Below are 13,169 nucleotides of genomic sequence, written 5' to 3' on the forward strand. Positions count from 1 at the left end.
GGGTTTCCCGCAGGAAGGCGAGTGCCGGCGTGCGCCGTCAGAATTCGATCAGCTTCTCGACGTCCTGCACCTTGCGGCGGGCCAGGGCCAGGTTGGCGCGCGCCTTGTCGAGCACCACATAGATGAAGATGCCTTCCTTGGACGCCATGGGACGGATGATGTGGTACTGCTTGCCCAGCGTGATCAGGATGTCGTCGATGGTGTCCTGCAGGCCCAGCGCCTGCATGGTCTTGTTCTTGGCACGCACCACCTCGGTGTTGCCGGCGGCGGCCAGTTCCATGTCCACCCCCGCACCGATGCTGCCCAGCAGCATGCCGCTGCTGCTGTCGACGATGGCGGCGCACAGTGCGCCTTCCACGGCCTGCAGTTGGTTCAGGGATTCATTGAGAGTCGCCATTTTTTGGGTTTCCTTGGGGTTCATTCGCACTGGCTGGAAGGGTGAGTGGGCACAGGCTGCCAATGAAACGCCCGCGCCCGGAAATCGGTCGCAAGAGCGTCCGTCAGGCGCGGGACATCTCTTGCATCACTTCGCCCGCAGCCCACAGGGCGCGGCCGAGCAAGGCATCGCTGCCCAGCACCAGGCACAGGATGCAGGGCACGGGCGCATCGATGGACTGGAAGACCACGGTGCTGCCCTCGGCCTCGAAGGTCAGGCGCTTGCACTGCGGGCTCTGGATCTCGCGGCCCACGGCGCGGGCCATGGCCATGAGCGAGCTGGCCATGGCCGACAGGCGGCTGGCCTGCAGCTCGCTGCGGTTGCGCAGGCAGGCGATCTCGAAACCATCGGGCGTGGCCAGCAAGGCCAGCTGCAGGCCGCTGATGGGGGCCGCATGGGTCTGGAGGGCACGCAGGGCCGTCTCGGCCAAGGCTTCGGAAATCAGGGGGGCACTGCTTTTCATGGGGATTCGCTGCGAAGGGACAACATCGACACCAGTACGCTGAGTGCCTGCAGCACATCGGCACGCTTGCGCACATCGACCTGGAGCACGGGCACCACGCCATGGCCGGCGGCCTGCAGGCCATCTGCGAAGGCCTGGGTGGCCGCGGTCGAGGCCGGGCGTGCGCTCAGCACCAGGGCCAGGGGCGGGGTTTCAGCAGCTGCGGCCTCGGCCAGCAGCGCACCGGCTGCGTGTACGGCATCGGCCGCGTTCACGTCGACCATCACGAACACGCCCACCGAGGCGGACACCACCCATTGCCGCAGGAAGTCGAAGCGGTCCTGCCCGGGGCAGCCGCAGACCTGCACGAACTCGCCATCGCCCAGGTCAATCTGGCCGAACTCGGCGCCCACGGTGGTGAACTCCTTGGCGTGGGACTGGCGGTCCAGGTTGGGCACGTCGGAAGCCACCATGTCGTCGCCGCAGAGCGCACGGATGGCCGTGGTCTTGCCCACGCCCATGGGCCCCATGAAGGCGATGCGCGGCATGGGGGAAGTGCTGGAATAGGTCATTGCAGGGGAACTCATGGCCGGGTGGCCCCACTGATCCAGTGGGACAGGCGGCGCACCAGGCCTTTGTTCACGGGTGCCGGACGGCGGGATTCGGCAGCGGTTGACGAGGGCACCACCGGCTGCGCGGGCGCGATCACCTGCAGCACCTTGCGGCGCGCCAGCTCCTTGAGCAGCTCGGCCAGTTCCGCTGGCGCCAGGCCGCTGTGGGTGTGCAGCTGCTGCGCGGTCACGGGCTGGCGCGCGAGCAAGGCCAGTGCGCTGATGCAGCCGGAGCTGTCGAAAGGCGGCCCCAGGAACACCCAGGCCCCCAGCCGGTAGCGGCTGCCCTGGGCTGCGGCCATGGCGGCTGTGCCAGCGGCCGCAGGGGGTGTGGGCTGGATGGTGCTGTGGGCAAATGCACGCGACGGTGTCGATACAGGGACCACCGGAGGAATGGCCGCAGGTTGCGCCGCCACGGCGACCACGGCTGGCGCAGCGGGCCGGCGTGCCTTCCAGTCCAGCAGGAAGACGGCTGCGCGGTCCAGAATGTCGATCAGGTCGGCCACGGTGTAGTCCTGCGGCAGGCGCCCCACCCAGGCATCGGAGAAACGCGCGGCAGCCTGCTCGCGCCCGACCCAGATCACGCAGGGCGGCAGGGGTTGCAGGCGCACCAGGTTCGACGACACGTCGAGCATCGCCACCTGGGCCTGCTCCAGGGGCGATTCGCGCCAGGCGAAGACCGACTTGCGGGCCGCCACACCAAACAGCTCGGAAAACCGGGTGCGCAGCGCAGGTGCCAGCAAGCTGGTCGCCAAATCCCCCTTCAGATTGGTCTTCACTCTCAATACCCCTGGGTGCAAGAAGCAACTGGTCAGTTTAAGTGAGCCCTCCATCCGCGACCAGTACAAACCCGTATCAGTGCGGTTTTGTGACACTAGTTGACCTTTCTGTGGCCAATTGTTCACAACGGGCCCCGAGAGGTGCCCAAGGTATGATCCGCCATCCCGTGCTGAAAACACGCCGCGCGCCTTCGGCGCCATGCGCGTCACCCCTCCCTGGTCGCTACCTCCCCCATGTCTTTCGGTCTCAACCTCGCCCAGCTCCAGGCTGTCCACTACACCGACGGGCCCTGCCTCGTGCTGGCCGGTGCCGGTTCGGGCAAGACGCGGGTGATCACGCAGAAGATCGCGCACATGATCGAGCGCGGGCTCGATCCCAAGCGCATTGCGGCCATCACCTTCACCAACAAGGCGGCCTCCGAAATGCGCGAGCGCGCCAAGAGCCTCATCGGGCGGCGTGCCAAGGATGTGCTGATCTGCACCTTCCACGCACTGGGGGTGCGCATGGTGCGCGAGGACGGGTCGGTGCTGGGACTCAAGCCCCAGTTCAGCATCCTCGACTCGGACGATGTGACCGGCATCCTCAAGGACGCCGCTGGCGGCACCGTCGACATGGCCACGGCGCGCCAGTGGCAATGGACCATCAGCGCCTGGAAGAACAAGGGCCTGACCTCCGAGCAGGCGCTGGCCGAGGCCGCGGACGACAACGAGCGCAGCATCGCCGTGCTCATGACGCGCTATGAAGAGCGCCTGGCGGCCTACCAGAGCGTGGATTTCGACGACCTGATCGGCATGCCGCTGCGCCTGCTGCGCGATTTCCCCGAGGTGCGCGCCAAGTGGCAGGCCCTGCTGGGCCACGTGCTGGTGGACGAATACCAGGACACCAATTCCACGCAGTACGAGCTGCTCAAGCTGCTGGTGGGCGAGCGCGCCCGCTTCACTGCGGTGGGCGATGACGACCAGTCGATCTACGGATGGCGCGGCGCCACACTGGACAACCTGCGCAAGCTGCCCATCGACTTCCCGACCCTGCAGGTCATCAAGCTGGAGCAGAACTACCGCTCCACCAGCGCCATCCTGCGCGCGGCCAACAACGTGATCGGCCCCAATCCCAAGCTGTTTCCCAAGACGCTGTTCAGCGAGCTGGGCGAGGGCGAGCCGGTGCGCGTGATCGACGCCGACAGCGAAGAGCACGAGGCCGAGCGCGCCGTGGCACGCATCCTGAGCCTGCGCGCCGCCGCCAACCCGCAGCCGGACTGGAAGAATTTCGCCATCCTGTACCGCGCCAACCACCAGGCCAAGCCCTTCGAGAAGGCGCTGCGCCGCGTGAACATTCCGTACAAGGTGTCGGGCGGCACGAGCTTCTTCGACCGCGCCGAAATCAAGGACCTGTGCGCCTGGTTCCGCCTGTGGATCAACAACGACGACGACCCGGCCTTCCTGCGCTGCATCACCAGCCCCAAGCGGGGCATCGGCCACACCACGCTGGGCGCCCTGGGTGCGTTTGCCACCCAGCACAAGCAGAGCATGTTCGCCGCGCTGTTCAACAACATGCTGCCGGCGACGGTACCCAAGCGCGCACTCGAAAGCCTGCACGAGTTCGGCCGCTACATCAACGACCTGGAGTACCGCGCCCGCCACACGCACGGCGCCGAGGCCTCGCGCGCCTTTCTGGGCGAGTGGCTCAAGGAAATCGGCTACGAGCAGCATCTGTACGACGGCGAGGACAGCGAGACCGTGGCCGCCGCGCGCTGGACCAATGTGCTGGAGTTCTGCGACTGGATGGCCCAGCGCGCAGGCGGCCAGATCGACGACAGCTCGGGCACCCCGATGGCGGCAGAGACCAAGAGCCTGCTGGAGGTCTCTCAGACCATCGCCCTGTTGTCCACCATCTCGGAGCGCGAGAAGGAGCAGGACATGGTCGTGCTCTCGACCCTGCATGCCTCCAAGGGGCTGGAGTGGCCGCACGTGATCCTGGTCGGGGTGACCGAGGGCATGCTGCCCTTCAAGCTCGACGACGACGAGGGCCGCCAGAAGGTGGTGGCCGAGGACACGCAGCAGCGCCTGCAGGAAGAGCGCCGCCTGATGTACGTGGGCATCACGCGCGCCCAGCGCACCCTGGCCGTGAGCTGGACCAAGCGGCGCAAGAAGGGCCGCGAAATGGTGCAGGCCCGGCCCAGCCGCTTCATCGCCGAGATGGGCCTGGACCGCACCACCGCGCGCGAGGACCCGCGCGAAAAGCTCAAGGCCCTGCGCGCCGAGTTCGCAGCGAAGGCCAAGGCCAGCAGCGACGCCGCATCCCCCTGAAATGACGCGCCCGCGCAACAGCAGCCTGCAGGTCGAGGTCGCCGCCGACAGCCGGCGGCCGCCTGACTCTGGAAGAATGGGCACCGACACGCAACCCAGCGATCTGGCCGGACAAGAACGCCCATGGCCATCGCGGCAAGGAAATACCAGGCACATGCAACACTCTCACAGCACCCCCCTCCCGACCCGTCGCCCTGCCCGAGCGGGTGCAACCGGCATGGCTGCGGCCCACCGCACGGCAGCCCTGGCACTGGCGGTGCTGGCGCCAGCCAGCGCGGCTTTCGCGCAAGGGACGCCCGCGCCGTCCATGGCCCCCGGCAGCACCAGCACGGGCGACCAGGCCGCCTGGCGTCGCTGCGCAGCCCTGTCCAACGACAACCAGGCGCGCCTGGCCTGCTTCGACCAGTGGGCCGGCCAGCAGGCCTGGCAGTCACCCGCGGCCACGGCCGAGGCGGCCAATGCCGTGCCAACACCGGTGGACACCACGCTGCCCGCCACGCGCATCATCGAAGTCGCACGCACCGAAGGTTGCCGCGATCCGCAGTACAGCGACCTGTCGCGCTTCTGGGAGCTGGAGTCGGGCAGCGACTGCGGCACCTTCAGCTTCCGAGGCTACCGCCCGATCACGGTGTCGGTGGCGGCAGGCAGCAACGTCAACCGCCAGCCCACGTCCGGCGCCGAGGGCGGTTCGGCCACCGAATCCACCCCCTACCGCCGCACCGAGAACCGCATCCAGCTGTCGGTGCGCACCAAGGTGGCGCAGGGCCTGCTCACGCAGGGCCATCCCACGCTCAAGGATTCGGTCTGGTTCGGCTACACCCAGCAGTCGTACTGGCAGCTGTTCACCCCCGAGCTCTCGCGCCCCTTCCGCACGACCGACCACGAGCCGGAAGTCATGTACGTCTACCCCACTGATGCCAAGCTGCCGTTTGGCTGGCGCTGGCGCTACAGCGGCATCGGCCTGGTACACCAGTCCAACGGCCAGAGCAAGCCGCTGTCGCGCAGCTGGAACCGCGCCTACCTGATGACCGGGCTGGAACTGGGCAATGACATCAATGTGCGTGCCCGCATCTGGAAGCGCCTGTCCGAAAGCGCGAGCAGCGACGACAACCCCGGCATCAGCGACTACATGGGCCGCGCCGAACTGGCCGCGTTCTGGAACTACGACAAGGACAACACCCTGGGCGCCACGATGCGCCACTCGCTGGCCAACAGCGACCGCGGCTCGCTGCGCGTGGAGTGGCTGCAGACGCTGGGCTCAGGCTTCCTGGGCAGCAAGAGCAACCTGCGCCTGCACACCCAGCTGTTCAGCGGCTATGGCGACAGCATGATCGACTACAACCGCAAGCGCACGGTGTTCAGCCTGGGGCTGAGCCTGGTGGATTTTTAGCAGGTACATCCCCCTGAGGCGCTTACGCGCCTTCCCCCTTCTCTCGAATTGCTGCGCCATTCGGGAAGGGGGACGCAGCCAGTGCGGCGGGGCGGCCCTTGCGCGGTGGCCCTGGCGTGGGCTGCGCGCGTCCGACGGTTGCAGGTCGCTTCGCGCCCTGGCAGGCGCGCTGAAAGACAGCCCATGTCGGCACTCACAAACCGTTACGCAATTGCGGTCAAGTTTCAATTGCACATGCCGAGGGGCCGCGCACAATGGCACGCGCACCGACTGGCATGCCAGCACGGATCACGCTCCGATAAGAGCCGTCTTCCGGTCCCATTCCCTGCGATTGCCCTGTGGTGCGCCCTCGACAATGCCCCCAGAGAGGAATCACCATGGACATGCAATACCAGCTCAAGGCCGGCAGCTACTACCTGTACGACATGCGCGAGGCGCCCAGCGCCGTGACCGGTGAACGCAGGTTCAAGCTCAAGACCGATACCGTGGCCATCGCCTTTGATGCGCACACGGGCGAGGTACACCAGCATGGCAGTCCCACCCGCATCCAGTCCTGGGCCAACAACACGCGCCGCCGCCTGCGCGCCGCCGGGGCGCAGGACATGGCCAACGACATTGTGGTGGTGTCCGGCCCGCTGCCCGTGGACGAACTGAACAAATGCCTGTGGGTCAACGGCTATGTTCGGCGCATGTTCTCGCGCCTGGCCAGCCTGCCGCATGGCAAGCTGCAACGCAGCGCGGCAGAGCAGCCCTTTCGCAAGGCGGCCTGAGCCGCCAGCAGCGAATGGGGGATGATGCCAAGGGGCCGCTCATGCGGCCCTTGTCGCATCAGCGCGGCGCTCAGCCTGAGGTCAGAGCGATGCGTCGGCTGTCCCGTCTTCCGATTCCGGTTCAGGCTCCAGCTGCCGCGCCACGTCGACATGCTTGACGATGGTCACGGGCACAGGGCTCGCATGGGCCACCTCCTGCGACACCGAACCCAGCAGGGCGCTGCTGATGGCCCCTTGTCCACGCGCACCGATGACCACCAGGTCGCAGCCGCTGCGCTCAATCATGTCCACCAGGGTGTGCGCAACGTCGCCCACACCGATGTCGGTTTCGTAGGAGACGCCGGCCGCATCGAGCAGGGCGCGGGCCGGTGCCATGAGGTGCTCGCCGGCTTCCAGGCTGGCAGCGGCGATCAGGTCGGCATCGCGCGCAGTCACCATTTCATACAGCGTGGCCGGCTCCTGCACATTGGCCAGCACGATGCTGGCCGCGAGCCCCTGGCGCACGAGGCCCAGGGCATGGTGCACGCCGTCCAGGGAGAGGTCCGAGCCGTCCACGGCGATCAGGATCTTGAACATGGGGTTCTCCTTCCATTGGTGTGGAGTTCAGTGTACCGACACAGGGGCCGAACGGCACCCATGGCCTCATGCGCCGCACGGTCTGGGACAATGCGGCCCATGCTGCAGTTTGACCTCCTCACCACCGACCCCACCAGCCACGCTCGCCGGGGCACGCTCACGCTCAACCACGGCGTGGTGCAAACACCGATCTTCATGCCCGTGGGCACCTACGGCACCGTCAAGGGCGTGATGCCGCAGAGCCTGCACGACATGGGCGCGCAGATCATCCTCGGGAACACCTTTCACCTGTGGATGCGCCCGGGCCTCGATGTGATGGAAAGCTTTGGCGGCCTGCACGGCTTCGAGCAGTGGAACAAGCCCATCCTCACCGATTCGGGCGGTTTCCAGGTCTGGAGCCTGGGCGCCATGCGCAAGATCACCGAAGAGGGCGTGACCTTCGCGAGCCCCGTGAACGGCGACAAGCTGTTCATGTCGCCCGAAGTGAGCATGCAGATCCAGACCACGCTCAACAGCGACATCGTGATGCAGCTCGATGAATGCACGCCCTACGAGACCAAGGGCCACCTGACGACCGAGCGCGAGGCACGCCAGTCCATGGAGATGAGCCTGCGCTGGGCCAGGCGCAGCCAGGACGAGTTCCACCGCCTGAACAACCCCAACGCCCTCTTCGGCATCGTGCAAGGCGGCATGTACGAGAACCTGCGCGCCGAGTCGCTGGAGCGCCTGGTGGAGATGGACTTCCCCGGTTATGCCGTGGGCGGTGTGTCGGTGGGCGAGCCCAAGGACGAGATGCTGCGCATCATGGCGCACACCCCGCACCTGCTGCCGGCCCACAAGCCGCGCTACCTGATGGGTGTGGGCACGCCCGAGGACCTGGTGGAGGGCGTGGCCCAGGGCGTGGACATGTTCGACTGCGTGATGCCCACGCGCAATGCGCGCAATGGAACCATGTTCACGCGCTACGGCGACCTCAAGATCCGCAATGCGCGCCACAAGAGCGACCACCAGCCCCTGGACACCAGCTGCACCTGCCATGCCTGCGCGGGCAAGAGCGGTGTCTCGTGGGAAGCCGGTGGGCGCGAGGGCTTCAGCCGCGCCTACCAGCACCACCTGGACCGCTGCGGCGAGATGCTGGGCCCCATGCTCACCAGCATCCACAACCTGCACTACTACCTGAACCTGATGCGCGAGGTGCGCGAGGCGCTGGACGCGGGCACCTTCGCCCAGTTCCGCGCGAAATTCAAGGCCGACCGCGCGCGCGGCGTCTGAACCCCGGCCCCACAGCCCGCCCGCCGTGCCACCCGCCCTGCGCAAGCTGTTGCTGTGGCCCCTGCGACTGATCGGCCACCTGGCCGGCTGGCTGCTGGCGCTGGTCATCGTTTTCGAGGAATGGGGCTGGGAGCCGCTCCAGCGGGCGCTGGCGCGCATCGGCCGCTGGCCCGGGTTGCGCTGGATCGAGGGCGCGGTGCGCGGCCTGCCGCCCTGGGCCGCGGTGCTGGTGTTCGCGCTGCCCTCGCTGATGCTGCTGCCCATCAAGCTGCTGGCGCTGTGGACCATCGGCCAGGGGCATGTGCTGTTGGGCATGCTCATCATCGTGGCGGCCAAGCTGGCAGGCACGGCCGTGCTGGCACGCCTGTTCACCCTCACCCAGCCCGCGCTGCTGCAATTGCGCTGGTTTGCCTGGCTCTATGCGCACTGGGCGCGCATCAAGGCCGTGCTGCTCGCGCGTGTGCGCGCCTCCTGGCCCTGGCGTGTGGGCCGGGTGCTCAAGCGGCAGTGGCGCCAGCGCTGGCAAGCGTGGCGCGCCAGGTAGCAAAAGCCACGTTCGGCCCGCAGTACGCAGACCCGCGCTGAAAGCGCGGCTGCCAGGGCTGCGTCATGATGTCCTTCGATAATCGGGCGACATCCCTGCGCACAAGAACCCATGGAATTCCAGCTCGACCTGGCCACCGTTCTCCTTCTTTACAACACCTCTTTGATCGCCGGTGCCCTGAGCATCTTCCACATCCGCCGCCACTCGTGCCGACCGCAGGGTCTGGCGTCTCTGGCTACGGCCTACGTGATGCTGGCGGTGGGAGCGGTCCTGGCATGGCGCGGCGAGGGCGCAGCCCTGCCGATGTGGATGTGGACCCATGGCAGCCTGCTGCTGGGCACCGGCGGATACGCCCTTTTCTGGGCAGGGGTGCGTGGCTTCAGCGGACGCAGGCGGGTGCCCTGGCGGGCCGTGGTGCTGCTGCCACTGGCATGCCTGGTGGCGGGCATCGCCACGGGCTTTCCCCTGCAGAACCTGTTGCGCGCAGGCGCCTTCCACGCCACGGCCACACTGGTGCTGGCCGCCTGCACGTTCGAGATAGTGCGCGACCATCGCAGCGAGCCCCTGCCTTCACGCACGCTGATGGCCGCCTTTCTGGGGCTGAGCGGCAGCATTTATGCCTTGCGGCTCGCCTACATCCTCAGCGGCACGGCAGGCTCCACCGGCTTTGCCTGGGCGTTCTCCGTGCAGATGTTCTGCCACTTCGGCATGGCACTCATGGTGGCGGCATTGTCGAATGAGCGCGCAGAAGTCAGGCTGGAGCAAGCGGCCCACACCGACCCGCTGACCGGCACGGGCAACCGGCGCTGGCTGGAATCACGGCTACCCGCCCGGCTGCCGCCCCAGAAGCGCCGTCGCCCAACTGGACCTCGACCACTTCAAGCAGATCAATGACCGCTTCGGCCATGCCGGAGGTGACCGGGTGCTCGTGGAGTTTGCACGGTGCCTGCAAGGGCAACTGCGCAGCTCTGACCTGCTGGCGCGCATGGGAGGAGAGGAGTTCGTGGTTTACCTGCCGGCGGTGACACAGGCCGAGGCCCAGGCGATTGCCGAGCGGCTGTGCGCCAACGTCGCCATGCTGCGCATCGATGCACAGGGGTCGCAGATTTCCGTCACGGTGAGCATCGGCCTGGCCTGGGTACATGACACATCCGTAGCTGCAGACACGTTGCTCAAGAGAGCCGACGATGCGCTGTACCAGGCCAAGCAATCGGGGCGCAACCAGGTGGTTCTGGCAGCAAGCACTGCAGTGCAAGGGGCCTGAGCGCCTGGAAATATGCCGCCAGGACACCATTTTCCACGGCTGCTTGCAGCATCTGCCGTCAGATCTCGTTGGGGCGCTGAGAGGTTTCGCGGCTACAGTGGGCCCAAATCGCCTCGCGCCCCCTGAACTTCAACGCATGCCGTCTTTGCTTCGCCCCCCCTCCCCCGGCACCGCAGCCGGCCCGCTGACGGGCTGGGGCCTGTGCGCAGGCATCGGCTTGCTGGTCTTTGCCGCGTCCCTGCTGGGCATCGTGACCCGGCCCCTGGGTTTCATGGCCGCCTTCTGGCCGGCCAATGCGCTGCTGCTGGGCCTGCTGGTGCGTTATCCACGTCTGGCCGCCTCGGGCACCTGGGCGGCGGCCGCCCTGGGCTACATGGCCGCAGACCTGGTGAGCGGCAGCACGCCCCTGGCCACGCTGTGGCTGGCGGTCGCGAACCTGAGCGGCGTGGCCCTCGGCTGGTGGCTGTTCGGCCAGGTGCCGGTGGCCACGCGCTTCCTCAAGCGGCAGATGTCGGTGGTGCTGATGTTCGGCATCTGCGTGGCCAGCAGTGTGCTGGCCGCGCTGGTGGGCTCGGGCACGGGCCCGCTGCTGTTCAACACACCCTGGCTCACGGCCCTGGGCATGTGGTTCTGCACGGAGCTGATCAACAGCGTGTTGATCCTCCCGGTCATGCTGAGCCTGCCGACCCCGCAGGAGGCGCGGCGCACGCTCAAGAAGCGCCGCTGGTCCCGGCGCCGCTGGAAGTACGCAGCGCCCCTGCTCGCGTTGGCGGCCAGCGAGGCGGCGGCGATCGCCATTGGCGGCCCGGGGGCGTTGGCCTTTCCGGTGCCCGCGCTGCTGTGGTGTGCGCTCACTTATGGCGTGTTTGCCACCAGCGTGCTGTCCATGCTGACCTGCTTTGGCCTGGCGATTGCGGCGGGTGCGGGCATGCTGGACCTGGCGTTCGCCCCCACCCATGCCTGGGCGGTGTTCTCGCTGCGCGTGGGAATCTCCTTGCTGGGCCTGGGCCCGCTCTCGGTGGCCACGGCCAAGGCGGCGAGCGTCGAGGCCATGCGCCGCCTGCACCGCGCGGCCAGCCATGACTTTTTGACCGATGCGCTGGCGCGCCGCGCCTTCATGGCCCAGGGCAGCAAGCTGCTGGCCCGCCTGGCGCGCGAGCGCAGCAGCGTGGCCGTGCTGATGCTCGACCTGGACCACTTCAAGCGCGTGAACGACACCTATGGCCACGCCCAGGGCGACAAGGTGCTGCATGGCTTTGCCACCACGGTCAGCGAGGCCCTGCGCCCCGGTGACCTGTTCGGCCGGCTGGGCGGCGAGGAATTCGCCGTGGTGCTGCCGCGCATCCGCCAGGCCGACGCCATGGCGGTGGCGCGCCGCCTGTGCAAGCAGGTGCGCAACCACCCGTTCGTCCTGCCGGGGCAGCGCGACCCGCTGCACGCCACCGTGAGCATCGGCCTGGTGGTGCGCACCGGCGTGACCACGCAGGATTCGCTGGGGGCCCTCATGTCCGACGCCGATGCCGCGCTCTACGAGGCCAAGGCGGCCGGCCGCGACCGCACCCAGCTGTTCGAGCCCCGGCCGCCGCCGGGCCTCCGGGATGGTCAGGACACGCTGCCGGGCGCCACGGCGCCGGGGGGCACGGGCGGCGTGGGCGGGATCACCGGCAGGACCTGAGGCGCCGGTGTGCCGGCCGCGGCGGCGGCAGCGGCAGCGGCGCCGCAGGCATGGCAGAAACGGGCGAAGGCACTCTTGCGCGTGGTGCATGCGCCGCAGTGATCGAACAGGCCGATGCCGCAGTGCGGGCAGAAGTCGATCGCGTCGTTCTTGAGGTCCACCGGCCGCTCGCATCCGGGGCACACGCTCTTGGCCAGGCGCGCCAGGGCCACGTCGTAGCTCAGTTCCTTGCGGCGCTCCTGGTCGGGCAGGGCCTCGGCCAGCTTCTGGCGCTCCAGGTAGCGGTTGAGCGCCACGATGGCATAGCGCCCGACAAGCACCGTGATGCCGATGCCCACCACGTAGCGCACGTAGCCGCCGTAGCTGGGCAGGTAGGGCACCAGTTCCACAAAGAAGGCGAACAGCGCGAAGAAGATGAAACCCCAGACGAAGGGCCAGTAGGTGCCCTTGCGCTTCTTGACGAACAGCCAGCCGGCAATGGCCAGGAGCGGCAGCGTGAGCGCCAGCCGGTACAGGAAGACGCGCAGCTCCAGCTTGCGCTGCTCGACGGACATGCGCGCATAGCCGTCGGACTCCATGTCGCTCAGGCGCTCCTGCGCCGCGATGGCCGCCTGGTGCGCATCGAGCGATGCCTGCTGCTGCGCCTCGACCGCCTGCTGGGTCTTGCGCTCGGCGAGCTTGAGCACGTCCAGGCGCTGGTTGCGTGCGATCACCTCCGGGTCCTGGTCGGCACGTTGCGTCACGCTGCGCGTGGCCAGCCAGTTGCTGAAGGATTCGCGCTCGGAAGCGCTCTCGCTGCGGGACTTGTCGCGCTGCAGCTGGGCCTGCTGCAGCGCAGTCTCGGCGTCCTCTTCGGCCTTGCGTGCGCGGCGCACCTCGCTGCGCAGGCCCTCGAAGGCCGCCTTGTCGACGAAGTCTTCGACCACCAGGCGTTTTTCCACCTGGGGCAGGTCACCGACGACGGTGCCACCCAGGCCGATCAGGAAGCCCGCGAAGACGAAGGCCACCAGCCACAGGCCACGGCGGAACCATTTTTCGGACAGGCGCAGCGATTTGCTCATGGGCACATCTCCCGGGTGTCGGTTGGAACTCTCGGCAGGTGC

14 protein-coding genes are annotated in these 13,169 nt (G+C 67.8%); 8 read left to right on the top strand and 6 right to left on the bottom strand.

What is annotated here, in order from left to right:
• Positions 1-37: 37 nt before the first annotated feature.
• From AC0IZS_RS05705 to AC0IZS_RS05720, 4 genes are all read right to left on the bottom strand, one after another.
• Positions 38-397 carry a hypothetical protein gene (locus AC0IZS_RS05705; RefSeq protein WP_471634755.1) on the bottom strand — a complete coding sequence of 120 codons (360 nt, stop codon included), beginning with the start codon at positions 395-397 and terminating at the stop codon, positions 38-40.
• 103 nt (positions 398-500) lie between these two features.
• Entirely contained in the window at positions 501-899 is a 399-nt protein-coding gene (locus tag AC0IZS_RS05710; RefSeq protein ID WP_471634756.1) for a roadblock/LC7 domain-containing protein, read from the bottom strand.
• A complete protein-coding gene (locus tag AC0IZS_RS05715; RefSeq protein WP_471634757.1) occupies positions 896-1,465 on the bottom strand; it encodes a GTP-binding protein in 570 nt (189 codons plus the stop codon). The genes AC0IZS_RS05710 and AC0IZS_RS05715 overlap by 4 nt, the downstream gene beginning before the upstream one ends.
• Positions 1,462-2,244, bottom strand: a complete 783-nt coding sequence (locus tag AC0IZS_RS05720) for a hypothetical protein (protein WP_471634758.1) — start codon at positions 2,242-2,244, stop codon at positions 1,462-1,464. The genes AC0IZS_RS05715 and AC0IZS_RS05720 overlap by 4 nt, the downstream gene beginning before the upstream one ends.
• A gap of 258 nt (positions 2,245-2,502) precedes the next feature.
• Here AC0IZS_RS05720 and AC0IZS_RS05725 point away from each other — a divergent pair, with 258 nt between their 5' ends.
• From AC0IZS_RS05725 to AC0IZS_RS05735, 3 genes are all read left to right on the top strand, one after another.
• Entirely contained in the window at positions 2,503-4,575 is a 2,073-nt protein-coding gene (locus AC0IZS_RS05725) for an ATP-dependent helicase (RefSeq protein WP_471634759.1), read from the top strand.
• Positions 4,576-4,792: 217 nt separating this feature from the next.
• On the top strand, positions 4,793-5,965 hold the full coding sequence (locus tag AC0IZS_RS05730; RefSeq protein WP_471634760.1) for a phospholipase A: 1,173 nt from the start codon (positions 4,793-4,795) through the stop codon (positions 5,963-5,965).
• Positions 5,966-6,342: 377 nt separating this feature from the next.
• The gene (locus AC0IZS_RS05735) at positions 6,343-6,735 is read left to right on the top strand and encodes a hypothetical protein (protein WP_007849707.1); all 393 of its coding nucleotides are present in this window, start codon (positions 6,343-6,345) and stop codon (positions 6,733-6,735) included.
• Positions 6,736-6,816: 81 nt separating this feature from the next.
• Here AC0IZS_RS05735 and AC0IZS_RS05740 read toward each other — a convergent pair whose 3' ends face one another.
• Positions 6,817-7,311: a universal stress protein gene (locus AC0IZS_RS05740; protein WP_471634761.1), complete on the bottom strand. Its 495-nt coding sequence runs from the start codon at positions 7,309-7,311 to the stop codon at positions 6,817-6,819.
• A gap of 99 nt (positions 7,312-7,410) precedes the next feature.
• On the opposite strand from AC0IZS_RS05740, the gene tgt reads away from it, so the two are divergent.
• From tgt to AC0IZS_RS05765, 5 genes are all read left to right on the top strand, one after another.
• Positions 7,411-8,583: a tRNA guanosine(34) transglycosylase Tgt gene (tgt, locus tag AC0IZS_RS05745; RefSeq protein ID WP_007849702.1), complete on the top strand. Its 1,173-nt coding sequence runs from the start codon at positions 7,411-7,413 to the stop codon at positions 8,581-8,583.
• A 25-nt stretch (positions 8,584-8,608) separates the two neighbouring features.
• Entirely contained in the window at positions 8,609-9,127 is a 519-nt protein-coding gene (locus tag AC0IZS_RS05750) for a hypothetical protein (RefSeq protein ID WP_471634762.1), read from the top strand.
• 111 nt (positions 9,128-9,238) lie between these two features.
• A complete protein-coding gene (locus tag AC0IZS_RS05755) occupies positions 9,239-10,021 on the top strand; it encodes a hypothetical protein (protein WP_471634763.1) in 783 nt (260 codons plus the stop codon).
• Positions 10,014-10,391: a GGDEF domain-containing protein gene (locus AC0IZS_RS05760; RefSeq protein ID WP_471639469.1), complete on the top strand. Its 378-nt coding sequence runs from the start codon at positions 10,014-10,016 to the stop codon at positions 10,389-10,391. The genes AC0IZS_RS05755 and AC0IZS_RS05760 overlap by 8 nt, the downstream gene beginning before the upstream one ends.
• 136 nt (positions 10,392-10,527) lie before the next feature.
• Positions 10,528-12,066 carry a GGDEF domain-containing protein gene (locus AC0IZS_RS05765; RefSeq protein ID WP_471634764.1) on the top strand — a complete coding sequence of 513 codons (1,539 nt, stop codon included), beginning with the start codon at positions 10,528-10,530 and terminating at the stop codon, positions 12,064-12,066.
• Here AC0IZS_RS05765 and AC0IZS_RS05770 read toward each other — a convergent pair.
• On the bottom strand, positions 11,994-13,127 hold the full coding sequence (locus AC0IZS_RS05770) for a serine endopeptidase (protein ID WP_471634765.1): 1,134 nt from the start codon (positions 13,125-13,127) through the stop codon (positions 11,994-11,996). The two genes, AC0IZS_RS05765 and AC0IZS_RS05770, sit on opposite strands and share 73 nt — an antisense overlap.
• Between the last annotated feature and the right edge of the window lie 42 nt (positions 13,128-13,169).

Source organism: Acidovorax sp. AC410, assembly GCF_979253235.1.

Bases quoted from the DNA above. Each gene is read 5' to 3' on its own strand.
- AC0IZS_RS05735 (WP_007849707.1), top strand. From the start codon at position 6,343: ATGGACATGCAATACCAGCTCAAGGCCGGCAGCTACTACCTGTACGAC.
- AC0IZS_RS05755 (WP_471634763.1), top strand. From the start codon at position 9,239: ATGGAATTCCAGCTCGACCTGGCCACCGTTCTCCTTCTTTACAACACC.
- AC0IZS_RS05715 (WP_471634757.1), bottom strand. From the start codon at position 1,465: ATGAGTTCCCCTGCAATGACCTATTCCAGCACTTCCCCCATGCCGCGC.
- AC0IZS_RS05730 (WP_471634760.1), top strand. From the start codon at position 4,793: ATGGCTGCGGCCCACCGCACGGCAGCCCTGGCACTGGCGGTGCTGGCG.
- tgt (WP_007849702.1), top strand. From the start codon at position 7,411: ATGCTGCAGTTTGACCTCCTCACCACCGACCCCACCAGCCACGCTCGC.
- AC0IZS_RS05705 (WP_471634755.1), bottom strand. From the start codon at position 397: ATGGCGACTCTCAATGAATCCCTGAACCAACTGCAGGCCGTGGAAGGC.
- AC0IZS_RS05765 (WP_471634764.1), top strand. From the start codon at position 10,528: ATGCCGTCTTTGCTTCGCCCCCCCTCCCCCGGCACCGCAGCCGGCCCG.
- AC0IZS_RS05740 (WP_471634761.1), bottom strand. From the start codon at position 7,311: ATGTTCAAGATCCTGATCGCCGTGGACGGCTCGGACCTCTCCCTGGAC.
- AC0IZS_RS05770 (WP_471634765.1), bottom strand. From the start codon at position 13,127: ATGAGCAAATCGCTGCGCCTGTCCGAAAAATGGTTCCGCCGTGGCCTG.
- AC0IZS_RS05710 (WP_471634756.1), bottom strand. From the start codon at position 899: ATGAAAAGCAGTGCCCCCCTGATTTCCGAAGCCTTGGCCGAGACGGCC.
- AC0IZS_RS05725 (WP_471634759.1), top strand. From the start codon at position 2,503: ATGTCTTTCGGTCTCAACCTCGCCCAGCTCCAGGCTGTCCACTACACC.